The following is a 21,088-nucleotide window of genomic DNA, read 5'->3' as shown; positions in this document are numbered from 1 at the left end:
CTGTCCCTTTATTAATTGCCGCCGAAGCAGAGGTATTTGATGTCCATGTATTCATCAATGCCTTGCTTAGCACCTTCACGTCCAATACCCGATTGTTTGACCCCGCCAAAAGGCGCGACCTCTGTAGAAATTATTCCATCGTTTATACCTACCATGCCGTATTGCAGCGCTTCGGCTACTTTCCAAACACGGTGCACGTTTTGGCTATAGAAATAAGAAGCTAGGCCATAAATCGTATCGTTGGCCATTTCGATGAGCTCTTCGTCTGTATCAAAGCAAATTACGGGCGCTACTGGGCCAAAAATCTCTTGAGAGACGATATCCATGTTGTGCTTAACGTTTTTCAAAATCACAGGTTGGAGATACAACCCAGCCAGTTCTTCGATACTCGAAGTCGGCTCTGCGCCCTGTTCAATTGCCTTATCCACTAACGATTGAATATTGTTTTTCGCCGCCTGATTAATAACAGGGCCAATATTGACGCCCTCTTGCATACCGTTTCCAACCTTAAGTGCACGGACGGCAGTATCAAATTTAGAAACGAAGGCATCGTAGACCTTACTGTGGACATAAAAACGATTTGCACAGACACAGGTTTGTCCCGCATTACGAAACTTAGACACCATAGCTCCAGCAACGGCACTATCAATATCGGCATCATCAAACACAATAAATGGGGCGTTCCCGCCTAGCTCCATTGACGTGCGTTTCACATCACCAGCGCTTTGCTGCATCAGCAGTCGGCCAACACGTGTCGAGCCAGTAAATGAAAGCTTACGGATTGTTGGGTGAGTCGTGAATATATCCCCCACCTCAGCCGCTTGTTTACCTAGTACTATGATGAGTAGGTCTTTTGGCACTCCTGCTTCATAGGCAAGCTCTGCCATAGCAAATGCGGAAAGTGGCGTATCCTCTGCGGGTTTGATCAACATGCTACATCCCGCGGCTAAAGCGGGCGCGGCTTTACGTGTAATCATTGCAATAGGGAAGTTCCATGGCGTAATCGCCGCTGTCACACCGACAGGTTGTCGAATAGTCAGCAAGCGTTTGTCACCACTAGGCGCAGGAATAGTCTCGCCATAGGTGCGCTTTGCTTCTTCAGCAAACCACTGGATAAAGCTTGCACCATACATCACCTCACCCTTAGCCTCAGCTAACGGCTTCCCTTGTTCAAGGGTCATCAAACGAGCAAGATCATCTTGATTGTCCAGAAGCAATTGATACCACTGCTGCAACACGGCAGAACGCGCTTTTGCCGGTTGCTCCGCCCAAGATTGCTGAGCAAGCTTTGAGCGCTCTATAGCATCAAGGATCTCATCTTTTGATGTTATCGGCGCATAACCAATGCACTCACCGGTCGCAGGGTTGTTAACCGCAATACTATTGTCCGACTCTGAGACCATGAAAGAGAGCAGTTTTTTATTGTTAATAAGGTGCATAGAACTAACCTCTAAATCCTTTTTGTTTGCGCATCGGTCTATCGTTACGCTGGTATTTGCTGAGTAATACAGTGGATATTGCCACCGCCAAGTAGTACTTCCCTTGAGGGTATGCCGACGATTCGATATTTTGGCAATGCTCGCTGAAGAATATCGATGGCTATTTGGTCTGTTGACTCATCAAGCAGTGGTAGAAATATATGGCCATTAACCATTAAGAAATTGGCATAAGAAGCACTTAGCCTCTCACCTGCTTCTCGAGTCATGCCGTCGCTAGCCTCTATACCCGACGCCTCTTCTTCTTTGTAGAATAGAGGGCCAGGTGTAGGAAGACGGATAATTTCTATTTCTCTGCCTTTAGCATCACGTTGAGCTAACAGACTGCTTTCAGCCTCACGGGATAATGCGTACTGCGGATCTTTTGGATCATCAGTCCAGCTAAGTACAACCTTAGCCGGAGCAATCACATGTAGTAGATTATCTACATGGCCGTCTGTTTCATCGTTGAATAATCCATTAGGCACCCAGATTACCTTCTCGATGCCAAGATATTGCTGCAAATTATTCTCAATTTGTTGGCGACTCAGTTCTGGGTTACGCCCTGGGCTAAGAAGACATTCTTCGGTGGTATAGAGCGTCCCTTCACCATCGGTATGGATTGCACCACCCTCTAAAACAAAAGGGGCATTATAATGAGCAACGCCAATGGCATCACACACAGCGGATGCAACTAGATCATCTTGGCTCCAGTCATCATATAAGCCATTGTACTCACCACCCCATGCATTAAACTTCCAGCTGATGCCACGACGATCCCCTTCGTTATTAACAACGATTGTTGGACCAATATCTCTCATCCAAGCATCATTAAAAGGAATCTCAAATAGCTCGACTTCCGGCTTAAGTAGTGCACGAGCCTGCTGAAGTTGCGCCTGATTGACCGCCACATTCACAGGCACTACTTCAGATATTGCATTGGCAATACGCGCAAAGGTCTTCTGCGCTGGCAATGCATTATCACGCCAATTGTCGCGACGCTCAGGCCAAGCTAGCCAAACCTCGCCAATGGCTTTAAATTCTGCGGGAAAGTAGTACCCATCATTGCTTGGTGTTGTGGTGAGTTTCATTATCACTCTCCTACACAGATAATTTAGCTACGTCTGTGTATAGCTCGGGGCGACGATCTCGGAAAAGTCCCCACGCATGACGAGCTTGAGTCGCTTCTTGCAAGTCGACCTCAGCATAGATAATGGCTTCACCCTCACGTGGCGCTTCAGCTATCTTGCCACCCGTATGGTCAGTGATAAATGAAGACCCGTAAAAGGTAGTCTCAATGCCGTCATCCAATTCAACGCCTACGCGGTTAGAGGCAATTACCGGTACTAAATTAGCAGCAGAGTGCCCCTGCATAGTACGTTGCCAGTGATCGCGAGAATCCAGCGTAGGATCTTGAGGCTCACTGCCGATTGCTGTTGGGTAGAAAATCGCTTCTGCACCTTGCAATGCTAGGGTGCGAGCTAATTCAGGGAACCATTGGTCCCAGCAAATCCCGGCGCCAAAACGGCCAAACTGTGTATCCCAAACCTTCATGCCTGTATCGCCAGGGCTAAAGTAATATTTTTCGCTGTAACCTGGGCCATCAGGAATGTGGGATTTTCGGTAATTTTCTAACACTGTACCGTCGGCATCAATCATTACTAGCGAGTTAAAGAAGCAATTACCTGCTTTTTCAAAGTAGCTGACAGGGATAACAACACTTAGTTCTTTAGCAAGCTTGCTCATCTCAGCGATGAGATGTGACTTTTCTGTTTCTTCTGCCAACTCAAAATACTTTGCAGCCTGTACCTTACAAAAGTAAGGCGCAGCAAATAGCTCTTGAGGCACGACAACATTAGCACCATTTTTAGCGGCTTCACGAATTGCTGCTTTCGCCTTCTCAAGGTTTGCCTCAAGATCCCAGCTCTTGGTCAATTGCAATGCTGCAAACTTAACGATTCTGCTCATGGAATGTCCTTATTTCTTAGATAGCTAATTTGTCACGAAGGTTGTAATACGCCGCACCCATCGCAGTAAATGGGATTTGGAAGTGGCGTCCACCAGGGAATGATGGGTGTCTTAATGCTGCAAAAGCATCAAATCGCTCAGCATGTCCAGTTAGAGCCTCTGCCAGTAACTTTCCTGCAAGATGAGTACAAGTCACGCCATGGCCGCTATACCCTTGCAGGTAATAGACATTGTCGGCAAACGAACCAAACTGCGGCATACGTGAATAGGTAAGTAAGAAGTTACCCGTCCATTGATAATCGATACCGATACCCTTAAGTTGAGGGAATATCGACTCCATTTTTGGACGAAGTAAAGACTCAATGTCTTGTGGATCTCTCGCGCCATACACAACGCCACCGCCAAACAATAAACGCTTGTCGGCACTCAAACGGAAGTAATCAAGCAAGTAGTTACAATCTTCTACACAGTAATCACTTGGTAGGATAGTTTTCAATTGTTCCTCAGTGAGTTGCTCTGTTGCCACTACCTGAGTACCACAAGGAATCGCTTTGTTACTGATATTAGGAGCAAGACCGCCAAGGTAAGCATTACCCGCTAGAACTAGGTACTTAGACTTAACACTACCTGTTGCTGTACGAGCGATCGGATTTGCACCCTTTTCAATAGACGTAACCGCTGACTGTTCGAAGATTTGTCCGCCTAAAGATACAAATGCAGCTGCTTCGCCCAGTGCAAGTTTTAACGGGTGAATGTGTCCACCACGCATATCAAGCAGGCCGCCTACGTAGGCATCAGTACCTACTGCAGATTCGACCTCTGAAGCATCTAAGATCGAAAGTTGGTCATTGCCATAGCGTTCCCAGTTTTTCTTGTGATGTTCTAGGCTTTTGAATTGCTTAGGGTTTAATGCAGTAAACAGGCCACCTTGTTTTAGGTCGCAATTGATCTGGTACTTATCAACAAGGCCACGAATAATATCGCCACCTTCAAAGATCATGTCACACAGCTGTTTCGCCTGTTTTTCGCCATAACGACTTTCGATTACATCCACATCACGACTGTAGCTATTCACAATCTGACCGCCATTGCGGCCCGTTGCGCCAAAGCCCACTTTGGCACTTTCTAAAACAACAACCTTAAAACCTTTCTCTGCTAGATGCAGCGCTGAAGATAATCCAGAGAAACCAGCACCCACTACACATACATCACATTCAATGTTGTCTTGTAGTTGAGGATACTCAACGATGTTATCTATCGAATTAGCATAAAACGAATCGGTATGTTTGTTCATTACAATATTCCTTATCTATTCAGGGGCAAGCCAACTCTTGTGAGCTTATGGCTGAAGACGAATCCATGTCGTTTTTGTTTCGGTGAATTTCTCCATAGCGTGAAGCGATTTGTCTCGCCCGTTACCACTCATTTTGAAGCCACCGAACGGAACAGTCATGTCCCCTTCGTTGTAGTTGTTCACCCAAACTGAACCAGCCTGAAGCTTTTTCGCGACACGGTGAACGCGATTGATATTGTCACTCCAAAGTGCAGCGCCTAGCCCATATTGAGAGTCATTCGCTATATCAATAGCTTGTTGCTCTGTGCTAAATGGAATCACGCACAAGACAGGACCGAAAATCTCTTCCTGTGCCACTCGCATCTTGTTATCGACGTTATCCAAGATCACCGGTTCTACAAATGCACCTTGTCCGTCGACGTCACCACCGCAACGCAATGTTGCGCCAGCGTCTATACCTAATTCGACGTAACTCAAAACCTTAGCTTTGTGTTCTTGATCTATCAGCGCACCCATTGAAGACGACGGATCGAGAGGATCTTTTGGCTGGAAGTTTTTCGCCGCTGCGATGACTTTTTCTACGAATTCGTCTTTGATGCTTTCATGTACCAGCAAACGAGTTGCGGCTACGCACACTTCGCCTTGGTTATAAAAGCATCCGCCTGCAGTTTCTGCTGCTGCTCGGTCGAGGTCGCCACAATCTTCAAAAACGATGTTGGCATTCTTACCACCTGCTTCAGCCCAAACACGCTTTAGATTTGTTTCACCAGACGCAATCATCAATTGGCCTGCTACTCGTGTTGACCCTGTGAAGGTAATACAATCGATATCTTGATGGCGGGAAAGTGCGTCACCTACTTCATGGCCAAAGCCGGTCAATACTTGAAAAACACCGTTAGGTAAACCCGCTTCTGAAGCTAATTTGCCAAGGAAGATAGCGGTTAAAGAGGATTTCTCTGAAGGTTTAAGAATGATACTGTTGCCAGCGGCAAGTGCAGGGCCTAGCTTCCAACACGCAATCCACAAAGGAAAGTTCCAAGGAACAACCGCAGCCACGACACCAATCGCTTGATGAGAAATAAAGGCATGTACGTCTTTTTCGGTTGGAGCGACTTCGCCATATACCTTGTCGATTGCTTCTGCATACCAACGTAGTGCATTTGCAGCACCAGGAATATCAGTAGAGACGCTGTGAGCAATAGGTTTGCCCGTATCTAGGGTTTCAAGTAGAGCAAGTTCATCGTTGTGAGCGTCGATAAGGTCAGCAAATTTGTTCAGAACCGCTTTTCTATAAGAGGGAGCACTATCGCTCCACTCTCCTTGTTTGAATGCGTGACGAGCACATCCTACTGCTAATTCTACGTCGTCAGATTGACAGCGAGCGATGTCTGTAATGATGTCATCTGTTGCTGGGTTAATTACCGCTAAACGTTCACCGCAGATCGCTTCGGTAAACTCGCCATTGATGTAGGCTCTGCCTTCAATGTTTAGGCTTTGTTGCAGTTCTAACCAATCAGATTTAAGTTTCATACACTCTCCTTGTTTATCACAACAAGGAAAGCCCACTAGAATGTGGTTGGCGTATGCGCACTTATCATTCTGCAAGCCTTGCCTGTGTGATTTATAAATTTATGAGGCACAGTGGTGTCTATGACATAAGATTCACCGGCCTTGATGATGTAAGAGTTGCCTTGATATTCCAGCGTAATTTCGCCTTCTAGTATCGTGCCGACCTCTTCACCTTCATGTTTAATTTCATCCGTTCCTGTGGTGCTTTGCGGGGCGTACTCTTCTATCAAAAAACCTATCACCTGTTTCTTTGAGCCATTGGTGACAAGCTTCATTGATACTGTATCGCTGCCCATTTCAACTAGTTCATCAGGCTTAAAGACCACTTTTTCTTCCGTTTTCCCTGCTTGGTCAAACGTAAAAAATTCTGATAAAGACAGTGAAAATACATTCACTATTTTTTGTAGAGAACTCACAGAAGGACTGACTTTGGCATTCTCTATAGATGAGATTGCGCTGTGTGTGATCCCTGCTTTTTCTGCTAATTCCCTTTGTGACAATCCATGCTGTTTTCGCAACTGAACAATATTTTGACCAATCAGTTGGTTGTCCATTGATAAAGCTCCTTTAAGAGTGAGAAGCCTCCATCATAAATTCTTTGAACAAGATCTTGGAGAAATGATTACTTGTTGCTTGCCATTCAGGGTGCCATTGCACCCCAACAAAGAACCTTTGATCTGGGAGGCTAAAGGCTTCGACAAGACCATCAGGGGCTGTTGCCTCTACCATTAAGGTAGGTGCTAACTTTTTAACCCCTTGATTGTGAAGTGTGTTCACATCGAAGCTTTGCGTATTTTGCCAATTGTATTGAGATAACCAACCTTCAAATTTACTGTTTTCTTGCACCAGTACAGGATGAGACGGTGCATATTTTTCAGAAAAATCATCAGTTTGGCTTTCTCTATGATCATTATAACCAGATTCATGCACTGCTGGGGTTAAAGTTCCACCAAGTGCTACATTCATTTCTTGAAATCCACGACATATTCCAAGGCAAGGAATATCTCTATCTACCGCATGACGAAGTAAAGAAATTGAAATCTCATCTCTTGCTTCATCTGTTTTAAGCTCAACGTGCTCTGCACCATAGCGATGTGGAGCGACGTTTGAATGGCTACCAGGGAATAGAAAACCATCACACATATCCAACAGTTTCTCGAGGTCATCCGAGGTGGTTCTTGGAGATATTACAATAGGTATTCCGCCAAAATCAGTAACAGCATCTAGGTAGAACTCATTAACAGCTTGTATTTGATAGCCTCCAAGAGACTTGCTGCAACTGACAACACCGATGATTGGTTTACGAGAATCTGACATAGCCATTCCGTGCAAGATTTATTTAACACTCACATTACATATGGTCATTAATTCGAGCAACTAAATTGGTAGATATATTTAACAAACCGTGACGAAAGTCTGTTTTTTATGCGCAAAACGAATGAAAACCGGTCAATATATTGAGCAAAAAGGAATCTAGTGTTAATAATAAGTTAAGTAAAACGAACATCAAATCGCATGAAAATGCTTCGGTATACATCTAAGTGTCTGTATAAGAAGAAATTATTCATGAAATCGTTTACCAAGTGAGTAAAAGTTAACAATTTTAATATTTTGCACACCTTGAGTAATGAATTACTGGAGAGTTAAAATGGAATGGTTTCAACAGGAAGTTAAAAATTTTCGACAAAATTGGCCAAATATAGAGTTTATCGACCTTATTTTTACCGACATCAACGGAACGCCAAGAGGAAAACGCATTCCTGCAGAAGCTCTAGAGAAGGTGGGTAAAGGAATCGCACTGCCTCTATCGACTATTACTCTCGATACCAAAGGAAATGTAGTGGAGTCAGCCGGATTAGGTGAAGAGCTTGGCGAACCCGACAATATTTGCTTTCCTGTTCCAGCCTCTTTAACGCCAACAGCGCGAGAGAATACAGGCCAAGTGCTTTTGACTATGATGGACGATTCTGCTACTCAGCCCAGCCCTCTCTTTATTCGCAACATCCTTGAAAAACAACTCAAACAACTGAAAGACAACAACCAATATCCCTGTATGGCTTTTGAGCTTGAGTTCTATTTAGTTGATAAGGAACGAACGAGATCGGGTGAGCTACTTAAGGCCATGAATCCTGCCAAAAATATTCGAGAAAAGAACACTGAGGTATATGATGTAGACGGTCTAGATGACTATGATGGATTTTTAACAGACTTAAATACTCTTGCCCAAGCGCAAAACTTGAATACCTCTGGCGCGTTATCTGAATCTGCACCAGGCCAATTTGAAATCAACTTCAACCACTCTCAAGATGTGCTTCGATCATGTGATGAGATCATCATTGCCAAACGTTTAATTCGTCAGGTCGCAAGCAAGCACAACTTTGATGCCACATTTATGGCTAAGCCTTTCGCTGATGAAGCGGGTAGTGGCATGCATGCTCATATCAGCCTTCTTGATTCAGACAATAACAATCTGTTTAGCCAAGACAATGGCGAAGCAAGCCCTCTTTTCTATCAAACAATGACGGCAATGCTGGCTCAATCGGCCGGTTCTATCGGTTTAATTTGCCCCAACGTAAATTCATACCGCCGTTTCGTACCCGGAGCCTATGTGCCAACAAAGGCTGACTGGGCAACAAATCACAGAGGCGTGTCTTTTCGCGTGCCACTGAGTGACCCAAAGAATCGTCGAATTGAGCACCGCATTGCTGGTGCTGACGTTAACCCTTATATCCTTGCTGCCGTAGTGCTGTCTTCAGTATTAGCGAGTGACCAATACACGCAAGAGCAATGTCCACCTGCTCTTAATGAAGAGGCGGCTGAACTACCTAGACGTATGTTCGAAGCCTTGAATTTACTTGAAGTCAGTGAACTCTCTCAGTTTATCTCGAAGGAGTTCATCGGTTTGTATCTAGCCTGCAAGCATAGCGAGTTAGCCGAATTTGAGCGTGCAATTACCACGACCGAAATCGACTGGATGCTACATACGGCTTAATAAAGGAACTATTACATGAATACACAGACCAAGACGATGCCACCATCGTTGAAAATCACCAGTAAACACACTTTTATCACTATCTTTTCAATAGCGGTTTTCCTCCTTTTTGTCTCGATTGGCTTAAATCATGCTGAGGGAGAAGCGTACGGATGGATAGGCCTACTACCAACAGGGCTTGTACTGCTCTTTGCACTGACTACCCACCGTACGGTTGAAGCACTTTTCACTGGTGCTATCGCTGGGGTACTACTGCTTAACCCAACGGAAGCTGTGGAAGAAATCGTTGGCATCTCAATGGATGTAATGATGGATGAAACCATCGCATGGATCATTCTAGTCTGTGGTCTGATGGGCGGGTTAATCGCAATCCTTGAAAAGGGTGGCAGTATCCTTAGCTTTTCCGATATGTTGGTCACTAAAGTGAAGAGTCGTAAGCAATCAATGCTGATGACATTCGCTCTTGGTATCTTGATCTTCATCGATGACTACCTAAATGCGATTGCTATCTCCTCTTCGATGAAGAAGGTGACCGACGGTTACAATATCTCTCGAGAAAAACTCTCTTACCTGGTTGATTCAACAGCGGCGCCAATTTGTATCTTGGTCCCTATCTCTACTTGGGCGATATTCTTTAGTTCTCTGCTTGAAGCGAATGGTGTTGCAGAAGCAGGCGAAGGTATTAAAGCCTACATCCAAGCAATCCCTTACATGGCTTACGGCTGGGTAACGTTGGCGATTGTACTGCTAGTAGCTCTTGAGAAAGTGCCAGATCTTGGGCCAATGAAGGCTGCTGAAAAACGTGCGAAAGGCGGACAAGTACAACCTGATGACTCTGTAGAGATGGACTTGGGTTCTGATATTGCTTCACACACAAACCCTACAATGGGCCTAATCAACTTCTTGCTACCTATGGTCGTGCTAGTGGGAGCGAGCTGGTACTTTGGCATTGACCTATTAGCGGGTGTATTCGTAGCAATTATCTTTACCGTTTGCTTCTATGGAATGCAAAATCTAATCTCAATGAACTCTATGTTCGATGCTATCTATGATGGTATCAAAGTGATGCTGCTGCCGCTGGCAACCGTTATCGGTGGTTTCATGTTGAAAAACGTCAATGATTCCTTGGGCGTAACTCAGTTTGTCATCGAGACCGTAAGCCCACTGCTTTCTGCACAATACTTCCCTGCGATTATCTTTATGATTACTGGCGCATTAGTATTTGCAACAGCGTCTTCTTGGGGTGTATTTGCTGTAGCTATGCCTATCGTCCTACCTTTGGGCGAACAGCTAGGCGTACCTCTTCATCTAACTGTAGCGGCATTGCTTTCTGCATCTGCGGCGGGTAGTCACTCATGTTTCTTCAGTGACTCAACCGTACTGTCGGCACAAGGTTCAGGTGTTACGGCAATGCAACATGCTAGAACACAGTTCCCATACGCACTGATTGGTATTGTAGCGACTTGTATCTTCTTCTTGATTGTCGCTTGAACACTCTAGTCTTATAGAAAAACAGAGGCTCATTAGCCTCTGTTTTTTATTTCTGCAAATACTGCTGCCGTGTCATGCCGTAATGTAAGCGATCATCAAAGCCACTTTCCAACTTATAGTAACTCTGTTGCATGCCTTCTCGCTCATAGCCATTTTTCTCTAAAGTACGATACGAACCCACATTGGCGGCATAGCAATCCGCACACACTTTATGTGCCCCTAGTGCATCGAACGCGATGTTAGTGAAGAATTGGCAAGTGATAGTGGCGATGCCCTGCTTCCATGCGTGTTCCGCAAGCTGGTAGCCAACTTCATAATTACCATCCATAAACATCACGCTAGTAATTGCAGCCATCCCCATATAACGACCGCTGTTATCACGAATAATGCCTATGATATTGTCAGGGTAGGTCTGATCTTCAATCGCTTGCTGCGTATTATCAATCATTGGTCCAAAGTAACCTTCGTACACCTCAGCAGGGGCAGGCGCAAAAAACAGATACTCTGCAACATTAGGGTTGTCCAACATTGTAATAATATCTTGCAAGTCTGATTTTTGAATAAGTTGAATGGTTAGCTGTGCGGTAAGCGCTACGCGTTCACCTTTGAGAAACTGACGGATTGACATAAATTTGTCCTTTAATCTGAATTGCCCCAAGTCTAAATGACTTAGATCCTATCGTCATTATATGTGTATGAAAATGCGCTAATTCAAAATTCAAGATGTATAACAAACTCATTGAATAGCGTATGGTTTTCTATCAATTTATGCCTGTAACCTCTTGAACTCACGATAAAATGCCCAAATATTAACCTTAAATATCAATACCTGTTTTTATGAAAAAAATAATAGAAAAAGAATGGGAACTTTTTTACAAATTTCTCCTCTATCTATTTACTAAAATGCTCGCTTTAAGGAACATCACATATGCCAGCGCAGTCATTCCAGCAACTACAACGCTACCTAGAATCTCAAGTTATTGGTCAAGACAATCTCGTTAAGCAACTGCTTGTTGCACTATTGGCTGATGGTCATATTTTAGTGGAAGGGCCTCCTGGTCTCGCTAAAACTCGTGCAGTAAAATCACTAGCAGATTGTATTGAAGGAAGTTTTCATCGAGTCCAGTTCACACCAGATCTTCTACCATCTGATCTAACCGGCACCGATATCTATCGTCCCGAAACAGGTGAATTCGAGTTTAAATCTGGTCCTATTTTTCACTCTTTAGTACTCGCCGATGAGGTCAACCGAGCTCCAGCTAAGGTCCAAGCGGCCATGCTTGAAGCTATGGCCGAAAAACAAATCAGTGTCGGCCAGACCACCTACCCACTGCCAGATCTATTTTTGGTAATGGCAACCCAAAACCCAATAGAGCAAGAAGGCACCTACCCCCTTCCAGAGGCTCAGCTTGACCGTTTTCTACTTCATCTCGAGGTTAATTACCCCAATGCAGAGAGTGAACTGGAGATCCTACGCCTGAATCGAGGCGAAGCTTTAGGGGAAATTCAACACTTCGAAACCCCATTGTCGCAACAGGATATTTTCGAAGCTCGTCGTCAAGTTTTGTCTATTCACATGGCCGAAACCATAGAGAAGTACATGATTCGTCTGATCATGGCAACGCGTGATCCCCGAGCTTACAGCGATGACCTAACAAAATGGATTGAAATGGGTGTGAGTCCGCGTGCCACTATTGCCTTAGATAGAGCCGCGCGTGCCAATGCATGGCTATCAGGTAGAGATTTCGTCAGCCCAGAAGACATTCAAGCGGTGATATTCCCTGTACTACGCCACCGTCTACTACTAACCTACCAAGCGCAGGCTGAAGGGGTTACTGCCAATGCTGTCATCGAAGAGCTTCTGCGTACAGTCGCTTCAGCTTAAGGCCGTTAACTATGTTTGAACGCCTTAAACTACGCCGCTTATTTACTACAAAGACCAACAGCACGAATCTGCTTGAACAGACAATTGCTTCAGGTAATTTGCCTACTGCCACTAATGGTGTGGCGGTGAGTGTTGAAGAGTTGAGCTTCTATCAGATCCACGGTAAGCGCTGGCAACCACCCGCGAAAAGTCTTTGGTCCCAGCTTAATGGCCAGCATACAAGCTCGCGTAAAGGCAGAGGAATGACCTTCTCAGAGGTACGTCAATATCAAGTCGGCGATGATGTACGTCAAATTGATTGGCGCGTAACCGCACGAACAGGAAAAGTGCACACAAAACTATTTACTGAAGAGCGTGAACGCCCGGTCGTACTGTTTATCGACCTTACCCCAAGTATGTTCACCGGAACTCAACTGTTATTAAAATCTGTGCAGCTTTGCCATCTAGCTGCATTGCTCTCTTGGATTGCCATCGGCAGCAAGGACAGAGTAGGTGCGATGATTCGCTGCGGTGATACACTGACAGAGATCCGCCCATCAAGCTCAAAGACCGCGGTGCTTCAGCTACTTAATCGCTTGTGTGAGATTCACAATCAAAGCTTGAGCACGATAGCCTCGGCCCCTCACGTAATCGAGCGACGTGATCCCTTTCCAGCCCTTGCCAACCTGTGTCATAAAGGTAGTGAGTTGATTCTTATTAGTGACTTCTCGACTCTTTCTGAGCAAGACATTACCTCAATAAGTCAAATGGCTGCACAGAACCGAGTGAGAGCAATACAGATTTACGACCCAATAGAGCTTGGGAATACTCAAGCTAAAGGCATACAAACACTGCAAGGCAGAGATCAGGTTTTCTCAGTGAATTTATCCAGTAGCAAGGCCAAAGATTCCATAAAACACGCATTCACGCATCAACAACAGCAGTTAAGCGAGCAACTGAGCCAATATGGCATTACGCTCTCGCAGGTTTCCAGCGGCTCACCGCTATTACAACAATTGCTACAGCACCCTTTTTAAGTATTACTACATGAGTCAAATTGAACAGGCACACACCTTGCCACTAAAACCTCTTCACTTACCGCTCGAGCCTAGCTTTTGGCCCCTACCTTGGGGTTACTGGAGCCTATTTGCACTTGTTGCTATCGCTCTTATCTTGAGCTTTATAATTCAGCGCAAACTACGAAATAAAAGCCGAGCTAAAAAAGCCGCGCTGCACATCCTAAAGCAAGGTTCAAACAGCCTTACCGCTTCAGAAGTTCAAGAGTTATTGCGACAGGCTGCGTTGAGTTACTTCCCGCGCAACGATATCGCTAAATTGACCGGAGCAGAGTGGTTAGCGTTTTTGGACTCGCAGCTTGCCACACCTCGCTTCTCTCCTAATAAAGAGCAGTGGCAATCAGTCTTGTACTCATCAGGGGTGAACGATCACGCAATCAACACATCCTTAATTGAAGACTGTGGCTATTGGATTGAGCATGCACTGCCACCGAAAAGAAAATACAAAGACTGGAACGCATCATGAGTGGTTTTACCTTTGAATGGTGGTGGATGCTCTTTGCGATACCTCTACCCTATTTGGCTTTTCGCGTTCTAAGGGAACAGAGATCTTCATCGTTGATTGTTCTGCCCCATGTCACGCAAGCCACCGTGACACACGATAAAACAAAGAAGATTACACAGCTATTCGCCATTTTAGCTTGGATTTTGTTAGTCATCGCCAGTGCGAGACCTGTTTGGTACGGCGACCCTATAGAAGTACACCCAAAGCACAGAGACATGATGTTGGTTATCGATCTATCTTACTCCATGAGCCAAGAAGACATGAGAGAAGGCAATGATTACATCGACAGACTCACCGCAGTTAAACAAGTGGTGTCTGATTTTGTCGACAAACGTACAGGAGATCGATTAGGGCTGGTGTATTTTGCGGATCATGCCTACTTGCAAACACCGTTGACTTTCGATCGTGAAACGATAAAAACACAACTGGATCAGACTGTGTTAAAGCTCATCGGCACACAAACCGCTATTGGTGATGGTATTGGTTTGGCAACCAAAACTTTTGTCGATAGTGATGCGCCTCAGCGGGTCATGGTACTGCTCAGTGATGGTAGCAATAACTCTGGTGTTTTAGACCCGATTCAAGCCGCAGAAATAGCTAAGAAGTTCAACACCACTATCTACACTATCGGCGTCGGTGCTGGAGAGATGCAGGTACAAAGCTTCTTTATGACTCGCACCGTGAACACAGCAGAAGACCTTGACGAGAAGACATTAATCAAGATAGCAGATATGACCGGCGGTCAATACTTTAGGGCTAGAGATGCGAAGGATTTAGCTACTATTTACGACACCATCAATGCCTTGCAACCTATCCAAAAAGCCACTCAATCTTGGAGACCAAGAACAGAATGGTTCATGTGGCCTGCATTGATTGGATTACTGCTGATTATAATCACTGTGATGATAAGGAGAAATGATGCCTAGTTTTGAGTTTCTTTATCCCGAGGCCTTCATTTTACTTATCCCACTAGCCGTAATCATAGTGTGGTTAAGAAGCTCCTCTACACACTCATCAATGATTGCCTCCCATCTTGTAGCAGCAATGATAGATAAGCCTGCAAACAACAGGCGCCATTATGGATGGGTGGCACTGCTTGGTGTGATTATCACCATCTCATTAGCAGGCCCTAGCTTCGAGAAACAAGCAATTCCTGTATCTCAATCTGAGCACGCGAGAGTACTGGTTTTGGATATGTCTCGCTCTGTATATGCCAACGATATCAAACCCAGTCGTCTTGCCCAGATCAAGTACAAAGCGCAGGATCTATTGCCACTATTAGACCAAGGGCAAACAGGTTTAGTGGCTTATGCAGGAGATGCTTACACGTTAAGTCCGCTAACCACCGACTCTACAACTCTCTCCAACCTTGTGCAAAATCTATCGCCAAAAATAATGCCAATACAAGGGGCACGAGCAGACTTAGGAGTGAAGCAAGCCATATCTATCATGAAACAGGCAGGCTTAAATCAGGGTGAGATTTTACTGTTTTCCGATGATCTCGATACGCAAGAGCTAGAGCAGATCAAAGCGCAATTAAGTGAGGGAAACTGGACTTTATCAGTGCTCGCCTTTGGTACTGGAGCAGGAGCACCGATCCAACTGTCTGATGGTTCATTATTAACCACTTCTAATGGCAAGACTGTTATAGCTAAAACTCAGCTAAGCAATCTTCGATCTGCGGCACGTGAGGGCAACGGTCAGTTCGAGAGATACCGCCACGACAACCAAGACATAGCGAACTTAGTTTCAGAATCCTCATTTGATGCGGTTAACACCAAAGTGAAAGGCGACGAGCTGGAAACCAAGATCAACAATGGGTTTTGGCTGCTACCGTTTGCCTTGCTATGCGCTCTACCCCTATTTCGCAAAGGCGTAATTTTCTCGTTGGTTGCAATGATGTTTAGCTTTGGTTTTGTCCCTAACCATGCACAAGCCTCCGTCTTAGATAGCGCATTTTCTAACGCCAATCAGAGAGGTTATGCATCGTTTAAAGAAAAAGACTATGAGCGCGCAAGTCAGGAGTTCCAAGATGCGAAATGGCGCGCTGCAGCTCAGTATGAGAGTGGCGATTATGAAGGTGCAATCAATAACCTCCAAGGCCATTCTGACACCGAATCGCTGTACAATCTTGGTAATGCTTATGCGCAAAACGGTGAGCTAGACCAAGCAATTGCAAGCTATAACAAAGTTTTACAGCAAGAGCCTGAAAATGCCGATGCAAAGTACAACCTTGATATTGTGCAACAGCAACAGCAACAGCAACAGCAACAGCAACAGCAACAGCAACAGCAACAGCAACAGCAACAGCAACAGCAACAGCAACAGCAACAGCAAGATTCTGAGAGCACCTCCAAACAGGATCAACAAGACGGCAAACAACAATCCAAAAACGATAAGAGCAATAAGGACAAATCAGATTCGAGTCAGAGTAAGCAATCTGAGCAATCTGAGCAATCTGAGCAATCTGAGCAATCTGAGCAATCGCAAAATAACCAGCAATCTCAGTCTTCACAATCAGACGTCTCTGACACCGAAGACAAATCGGCTCAAGTTAAAACGCAAGAGCAGCCTCAAAAGAATCAACAGGCACAAGCTGAATCGACAGCGAATGAGCGAGAGTCAGACGAAGACACGCAAGACGAAAACCAGCAACGCTCAGCATCCCTTTCGCAGCAACAGGAAGTAGACCCTGATATTAGAAAGCTAGAACAAGTTGAAAGTGTGAGGGACCCTAGCTATTTGTTGCGTGCACAGATGCTTCTACAAGCAAAAGATAAAACAGCGCCCTCATCAACAGGGAAAGATTGGTAACCGTAATGATTAAATTTAAACCCCTCTTCACCACATTAACACTGGTTACAGGCTTGGCTTGTAGCTTCTCCTCGTGGGCACTTAATGTGACGGCAAGCGTCAGTAAAACGAGTGTCTCTAAGGATGAGATTATTCAGTTAAAGGTCGCAGCCGACGAGAAGCTTGATGGTAGCAAAATCAACTTTGATACTCTGTCTGATAATTTCTATGTAGGAAGGCCAAGTTTCAGCTCTTCGGTAAATATCATCAACGGAAAGCGCTCCGATAGCAGTATATGGACCGTGTCTATTGCCCCACAAAAAACAGGGGCAGTCACCATTCCAAGCTTTAAAGTGAATGAAGCGACAACAACCCCAATTACACTTAACGTTACGGTTGGCGAACAAATGCCAAACACCGACGATATCATTGAAGTGCGTTCAAAGATTGGCAAGAAAGAGCTGTATCCCAATGAAAGCACAAAACTAGATGCTCGCATCATCGTTAAGGTAGATCCTCGTAGATTGCAAAACCCTAACCTAACCCAGCCCCTTGCGCCAGGTTTACAGATTGAACCTCTATCAGAGCCTAAGCAGTATCAAGCAGTACTTGATGGCGTTGAGGTGCTGATCATTGATCAAGAGTTTCGAGTAACAGCAAACAATAGCGGTGACTTTTCGATAAAAATTCCGACATTGACCGGAGCTGTTCGCTACGGAAATAGTCGTACAGGTAACCGCCTCATTACACTTGACGGGAAATCATCACAAGTCGCCTTGAAAGTACTTCCCATACCCGCTGACTACCACGGCGCATGGCTACCAACGTCTAAGTTAAATCTATCTCAACGTTGGCAACTGGATAACAATAAAGAGCTCTCAGATGATTCAGTGGTTATAGACGAAGGCGATTCCCTTACGCGAACGATAGCACTCACTGCAACTGGGCTCAGTGCTTCGCAATTACCAAATCTGACCATCAATAATCCTGAGGCTTTTCGTGTCTACAGTGAGAAACCCGCGTTTAATAATAATGATGACGGCTCAGTAACCATGATCACCAAGCAGGTGCTCATTGCCAAAAGAAGCGGTGAATTTGTCTTACCAAGCGTGCCTGTCCAATGGTGGGACTCTGCAAACAAAAAAGCACAGACGAGTGAAGTAAAAGGATTGAGTGTCACAGTCAATGCCAACGGCTCTTCAGCTGGCGTTCCTCTTTTATCGCAACCACCAACGACTAACACTCAACCTATTAAAGACAGTGGCTATTGGCCAATGCTAACCGCACTCTTTGCCTGCTTGTGGGTACTCTCTACTATGATGTGGTTACGTGCAAGGAAGCAAGGTTCATGTTCCTCTGTCAATCAAAGCGAAGCTAAACCCCAGCCTATAAAGTCAGAGCTAATAAAATCGATTAAAAATAGAGATACTATCAAGGCTCAATCGCTACTAGAGCAATGGCTAAACACTCACAATATAACCCCGGAAGACGCCCAGAGTATTCGCCAGGAGATGAGTAAAATGAACCAGACAGTATTTGGGCAAGTGCCTACTAAATGGAATATCAGCGAATTAATTAATTTGATAGAGCAAGCTAGAACCAACACTGCTCAACACAAAGAACAACTCGCTAAGCTCTAGCTCTAGCTCTAGCTCTAAACTATTTAGGTTTATCTCAGGAAATGGTGTTAATACGGCGAAAGCGCTCTAGCCTAGCCGTCTTTACTTGCAAATAAACTAAGCTATGAATTATGTCTGTATGATACATTGCCAACACCATCGCTCTACTCGCAGGTCGTTTACCTCATCATGGACTACACACTTTTAATTCAACAATTGGGTTATAAGCAACTTCACAGTGCTCAAAAAATTCAAACTTTGTGGGGAGGCTATGGTGAATTGGTGCGCTTATTTATCGATGATATGAGCATCATCGTTAAACATATCACCTTACCTGAAATACAAAACCATCCTAGGGGTTGGAATACCACACTATCCCATCAACGAAAGGTTCTCTCGTATCAGGTGGAGCTCCATTGGTATCAAGACTTTGCTCCCGAGCTTCATGCAAACTGTCCAGCTCCCCTACCTATCAAGGTTGTTGAGTCTGAGAGTACATGCTTGTTAGTGATGCAAGATTTACAGCAGTTGGGTTACAACCAAACCACTACTGAGGCCAATAATGTGCATTTGAATGCTTGCTTAAAGTGGCTGGCATGGTTTCACGCTACTCATATTGAAAACGAAGGCAAAAATCTTTGGGACATTGGCACGTATTGGCATATCGAAACGCGACCCGATGAGCTCGAAGCTTTAGAAGACTCAATATTGAAAGAGCATGCACAACAGCTAGATCAAATCCTCAAAGGCGCACCTTTTCAAACTCTGGTTCATGGGGACGCAAAGCTAGCCAATTTCTGTTTTACCGCCGATGGCGAGAAAGCCGCCGCGGTTGATTTTCAATATGTAGGTAAAGGCTGTGCAATGAAAGATGTCGCGCTATTTATGAGTAGCGCAGTCACTCCACAGCAGTGCGCTCAAAAAGAGCAGTGGATATTGGATACTTATTTTAGGCACTTAAAAGAGGCTATCAAGAACACTCAACCTAATCTCAACGCTCAAGAGGTGGAGAGTGCATGGCGATCACTGTTTTGCATTGCATGGGCCGACTTTCAACGTTTCGTCAAAGGCTGGTGTCCAACCCATTGGAAAATCAATGACTATACCGAAGCATTAACAAACCAAGCAATTCAGGTTATCAGCAATAGATAAGTCTAAGAAGTTTTAGCTAAGCAGTATGTCGATAATAGATTTTCCCTAAACAAACAATCTGCAAAAAGTAACCTAAGTTACACTTTCAACTGGCGCGTAGTGGTAAGTAACATCTGGATCTATCCGCTAAGATAGTCGCAATGAAACTCTTCCGAATCTATAGCATCACGCTTACCAGGTCATTATCGAGGTCACACCATTGCTTAAAAAACTAATTGCCATCACGACTTTATGTATCTCTTCTATCAGTTTCAGTATGGATGATGACATTACAACTCAATATAATAACCAAAGCGCGCGGTCTTCGATGACAGATACCGCATCACTAAAATAGTGCCATAGTGAGGTTACCTTAATTCTATTCAAGCTTACCTATTGTTTACAAACTCCTGCTTACGGTAATCCCTAGGGGGTATTCCTATTTGCTTACGAAACACGCGAGAGAAATAATTGCTGTCACTAAAGCCGCAGCTCTGAGCAATTTGGTTGATACTCAAATTGATATCACTGACCAATAATTCTTTAGCTCTAGAAATCCTTTGGTCACTCAAGTATTGGCTAGGTGTGGTTTGGAAGAACTGATGAAATAATCGTTCTAATTGACGAGTGCTTAAAAAGCTATTATCCGCAATATTAGTCGCACGTAGATCAGGCTCAAAATAGTTCTTCTCGATATAAGACAAGGCACGAGCCAGAGCTAAGGTATTCTTTTGTTTAGGGTTAGCTTGTTCAGGGTAATTACGCACTAGCAAGATTGACAGGTGCTGTAGCAAGGCAACTAATGCCGACTCAAATCCAAGCGCAGCACTGGTGTATTCCTCCTCTATTTCCTTTAGCAACAGTTCTACTTTAGCCAAAGTACTCTCTTTCAAATTGAGATACGGTACTTCAGATTCTTGCTCACGAGCTAGCGGATCAATATTAAACAAAGCTTGATAACCCGGTAAAACGCGAATCCCTGAGGTCTCAAAATAAGGCTTCTGTCCATCAAACATCAGGTTATAAATAACCAACTCATGGGCATTACTAAAACCATGCTCAACAGACCCATTCATGACAAAGACATCGCCAGTTTTAATCATAGAGCGCTTATTGCCAACAATATGCTCTGCTTGACCTGACAACACTATCATCAACTCAGAAAAATCATGTCGATGTAAGTGAAACGCCCCATCGTGTATTGCTGGCTGAATACAGAACGGAATATGTGGGTGAAGAAGGTGAGAGCTAAGTCTATATGTCGTTATCATGTCGGAATAATGCTAGTAAATGTCGCTTTTTACAAGGTTT

Annotated in this window: 18 protein-coding genes; 9 read left to right on the top strand and 9 right to left on the bottom strand. The window is 44.6% G+C overall.

Features of this window, described 5'->3' with window-relative positions; translation table 11 throughout:
- Window positions 1-11: 11 nt before the first annotated feature.
- From OCU48_RS19510 to OCU48_RS19480, 7 genes are read right to left on the bottom strand one after another with little or no spacing between them, the layout of a single operon-like run.
- Complete coding sequence (locus OCU48_RS19510; protein ID WP_141346227.1) at window positions 12-1,439, bottom strand: NAD-dependent succinate-semialdehyde dehydrogenase; 1,428 nt, start codon at window positions 1,437-1,439, stop codon at window positions 12-14.
- A gap of 44 nt (window positions 1,440-1,483) precedes the next feature.
- Complete coding sequence (aguA, locus tag OCU48_RS19505; protein WP_141346226.1) at window positions 1,484-2,566, bottom strand: agmatine deiminase; 1,083 nt, start codon at window positions 2,564-2,566, stop codon at window positions 1,484-1,486.
- A gap of 10 nt (window positions 2,567-2,576) precedes the next feature.
- Window positions 2,577-3,443, bottom strand: a complete 867-nt coding sequence (gene aguB, locus OCU48_RS19500) for an N-carbamoylputrescine amidase (RefSeq protein ID WP_141346225.1) — start codon at window positions 3,441-3,443, stop codon at window positions 2,577-2,579.
- Window positions 3,444-3,459: 16 nt separating this feature from the next.
- The gene (locus OCU48_RS19495; protein WP_141346224.1) at window positions 3,460-4,737 is read right to left on the bottom strand and encodes an NAD(P)/FAD-dependent oxidoreductase; all 1,278 of its coding nucleotides are present in this window, start codon (window positions 4,735-4,737) and stop codon (window positions 3,460-3,462) included.
- Between the two features lie 45 nt (window positions 4,738-4,782).
- The gene (locus OCU48_RS19490; RefSeq protein WP_141346223.1) at window positions 4,783-6,267 is read right to left on the bottom strand and encodes an aldehyde dehydrogenase; all 1,485 of its coding nucleotides are present in this window, start codon (window positions 6,265-6,267) and stop codon (window positions 4,783-4,785) included.
- A 35-nt stretch (window positions 6,268-6,302) separates the two neighbouring features.
- Entirely contained in the window at window positions 6,303-6,860 is a 558-nt protein-coding gene (puuR, locus tag OCU48_RS19485) for an HTH-type transcriptional regulator PuuR (RefSeq protein WP_102321623.1), read from the bottom strand.
- A 13-nt stretch (window positions 6,861-6,873) separates the two neighbouring features.
- The gene (locus tag OCU48_RS19480) at window positions 6,874-7,623 is read right to left on the bottom strand and encodes a gamma-glutamyl-gamma-aminobutyrate hydrolase family protein (RefSeq protein WP_141346222.1); all 750 of its coding nucleotides are present in this window, start codon (window positions 7,621-7,623) and stop codon (window positions 6,874-6,876) included.
- 331 nt (window positions 7,624-7,954) lie between these two features.
- Between OCU48_RS19480 and OCU48_RS19475 the strand changes: the two genes are divergently transcribed.
- Together OCU48_RS19475 and OCU48_RS19470 are read left to right on the top strand one after the other, a co-directional pair.
- Window positions 7,955-9,298: a glutamine synthetase family protein gene (locus tag OCU48_RS19475; RefSeq protein ID WP_141346221.1), complete on the top strand. Its 1,344-nt coding sequence runs from the start codon at window positions 7,955-7,957 to the stop codon at window positions 9,296-9,298.
- Window positions 9,299-9,313: 15 nt separating this feature from the next.
- Entirely contained in the window at window positions 9,314-10,789 is a 1,476-nt protein-coding gene (locus OCU48_RS19470; RefSeq protein WP_141346220.1) for a Na+/H+ antiporter NhaC family protein, read from the top strand.
- 46 nt (window positions 10,790-10,835) lie between these two features.
- Here the strand turns inward: OCU48_RS19470 and OCU48_RS19465 are convergent, their stop codons facing one another.
- Window positions 10,836-11,417 (bottom strand): GNAT family N-acetyltransferase, encoded by a 582-nt coding sequence (locus OCU48_RS19465; RefSeq protein WP_141346219.1) that lies wholly within the window; start codon window positions 11,415-11,417, stop codon window positions 10,836-10,838.
- A gap of 300 nt (window positions 11,418-11,717) precedes the next feature.
- On the opposite strand from OCU48_RS19465, the gene OCU48_RS19460 reads away from it, so the two are divergent.
- The 7 genes from OCU48_RS19460 to OCU48_RS19430 all read left to right on the top strand — a co-directional run bounded on the left by OCU48_RS19460 (window position 11,718) and on the right by OCU48_RS19430 (window position 19,798).
- On the top strand, window positions 11,718-12,674 hold the full coding sequence (locus OCU48_RS19460) for an AAA family ATPase (protein WP_141346218.1): 957 nt from the start codon (window positions 11,718-11,720) through the stop codon (window positions 12,672-12,674).
- A gap of 11 nt (window positions 12,675-12,685) precedes the next feature.
- Entirely contained in the window at window positions 12,686-13,690 is a 1,005-nt protein-coding gene (locus tag OCU48_RS19455) for a DUF58 domain-containing protein (protein ID WP_141346217.1), read from the top strand.
- Between the two features lie 10 nt (window positions 13,691-13,700).
- Complete coding sequence (locus OCU48_RS19450; RefSeq protein WP_141346216.1) at window positions 13,701-14,195, top strand: DUF4381 domain-containing protein; 495 nt, start codon at window positions 13,701-13,703, stop codon at window positions 14,193-14,195.
- Window positions 14,192-15,160 carry a vWA domain-containing protein gene (locus OCU48_RS19445; protein WP_141346215.1) on the top strand — a complete coding sequence of 323 codons (969 nt, stop codon included), beginning with the start codon at window positions 14,192-14,194 and terminating at the stop codon, window positions 15,158-15,160. Before OCU48_RS19450 ends, OCU48_RS19445 begins: the two co-directional genes overlap by 4 nt.
- Window positions 15,153-17,048 carry a vWA domain-containing protein gene (locus tag OCU48_RS19440; RefSeq protein ID WP_141346214.1) on the top strand — a complete coding sequence of 632 codons (1,896 nt, stop codon included), beginning with the start codon at window positions 15,153-15,155 and terminating at the stop codon, window positions 17,046-17,048. The genes OCU48_RS19445 and OCU48_RS19440 overlap by 8 nt, the downstream gene beginning before the upstream one ends.
- 5 nt (window positions 17,049-17,053) lie before the next feature.
- Window positions 17,054-18,667, top strand: coding sequence for a BatD family protein (locus OCU48_RS19435; RefSeq protein WP_141346213.1), 1,614 nt, complete (start codon window positions 17,054-17,056; stop codon window positions 18,665-18,667).
- Window positions 18,668-18,835: 168 nt separating this feature from the next.
- Window positions 18,836-19,798, top strand: coding sequence for an aminoglycoside phosphotransferase family protein (locus OCU48_RS19430; protein WP_141346212.1), 963 nt, complete (start codon window positions 18,836-18,838; stop codon window positions 19,796-19,798).
- A gap of 368 nt (window positions 19,799-20,166) precedes the next feature.
- On the opposite strand, the gene OCU48_RS19425 is transcribed toward OCU48_RS19430, so the two are convergent.
- Window positions 20,167-21,048, bottom strand: coding sequence for an AraC family transcriptional regulator (locus OCU48_RS19425; RefSeq protein ID WP_141346211.1), 882 nt, complete (start codon window positions 21,046-21,048; stop codon window positions 20,167-20,169).
- Window positions 21,049-21,088 lie beyond the last annotated feature (40 nt).

It is taken from the genome of Vibrio inusitatus (assembly GCA_024346935.1).
Taxonomy (GTDB): domain Bacteria; phylum Pseudomonadota; class Gammaproteobacteria; order Enterobacterales; family Vibrionaceae; genus Vibrio; species Vibrio inusitatus.
Note: the sequence above shows the minus strand (reverse complement) of the source record. Positions and strands in the feature narration are given on the sequence as shown.

Bases quoted from the DNA above. Each gene is read 5' to 3' on its own strand.
- OCU48_RS19510 (WP_141346227.1), bottom strand. From the start codon at position 1,439: ATGCACCTTATTAACAATAAAAAACTGCTCTCTTTCATGGTCTCAGAG.
- aguA (WP_141346226.1), bottom strand. From the start codon at position 2,566: ATGAAACTCACCACAACACCAAGCAATGATGGGTACTACTTTCCCGCA.
- aguB (WP_141346225.1), bottom strand. From the start codon at position 3,443: ATGAGCAGAATCGTTAAGTTTGCAGCATTGCAATTGACCAAGAGCTGG.
- OCU48_RS19495 (WP_141346224.1), bottom strand. From the start codon at position 4,737: ATGAACAAACATACCGATTCGTTTTATGCTAATTCGATAGATAACATC.
- OCU48_RS19490 (WP_141346223.1), bottom strand. From the start codon at position 6,267: ATGAAACTTAAATCTGATTGGTTAGAACTGCAACAAAGCCTAAACATT.
- puuR (WP_102321623.1), bottom strand. From the start codon at position 6,860: ATGGACAACCAACTGATTGGTCAAAATATTGTTCAGTTGCGAAAACAG.
- OCU48_RS19480 (WP_141346222.1), bottom strand. From the start codon at position 7,623: ATGTCAGATTCTCGTAAACCAATCATCGGTGTTGTCAGTTGCAGCAAG.
- OCU48_RS19475 (WP_141346221.1), top strand. From the start codon at position 7,955: ATGGAATGGTTTCAACAGGAAGTTAAAAATTTTCGACAAAATTGGCCA.
- OCU48_RS19470 (WP_141346220.1), top strand. From the start codon at position 9,314: ATGAATACACAGACCAAGACGATGCCACCATCGTTGAAAATCACCAGT.
- OCU48_RS19465 (WP_141346219.1), bottom strand. From the start codon at position 11,417: ATGTCAATCCGTCAGTTTCTCAAAGGTGAACGCGTAGCGCTTACCGCA.
- OCU48_RS19460 (WP_141346218.1), top strand. From the start codon at position 11,718: ATGCCAGCGCAGTCATTCCAGCAACTACAACGCTACCTAGAATCTCAA.
- OCU48_RS19455 (WP_141346217.1), top strand. From the start codon at position 12,686: ATGTTTGAACGCCTTAAACTACGCCGCTTATTTACTACAAAGACCAAC.
- OCU48_RS19450 (WP_141346216.1), top strand. From the start codon at position 13,701: ATGAGTCAAATTGAACAGGCACACACCTTGCCACTAAAACCTCTTCAC.
- OCU48_RS19445 (WP_141346215.1), top strand. From the start codon at position 14,192: ATGAGTGGTTTTACCTTTGAATGGTGGTGGATGCTCTTTGCGATACCT.
- OCU48_RS19440 (WP_141346214.1), top strand. From the start codon at position 15,153: ATGCCTAGTTTTGAGTTTCTTTATCCCGAGGCCTTCATTTTACTTATC.
- OCU48_RS19435 (WP_141346213.1), top strand. From the start codon at position 17,054: ATGATTAAATTTAAACCCCTCTTCACCACATTAACACTGGTTACAGGC.
- OCU48_RS19430 (WP_141346212.1), top strand. From the start codon at position 18,836: ATGGACTACACACTTTTAATTCAACAATTGGGTTATAAGCAACTTCAC.
- OCU48_RS19425 (WP_141346211.1), bottom strand. From the start codon at position 21,048: ATGATAACGACATATAGACTTAGCTCTCACCTTCTTCACCCACATATT.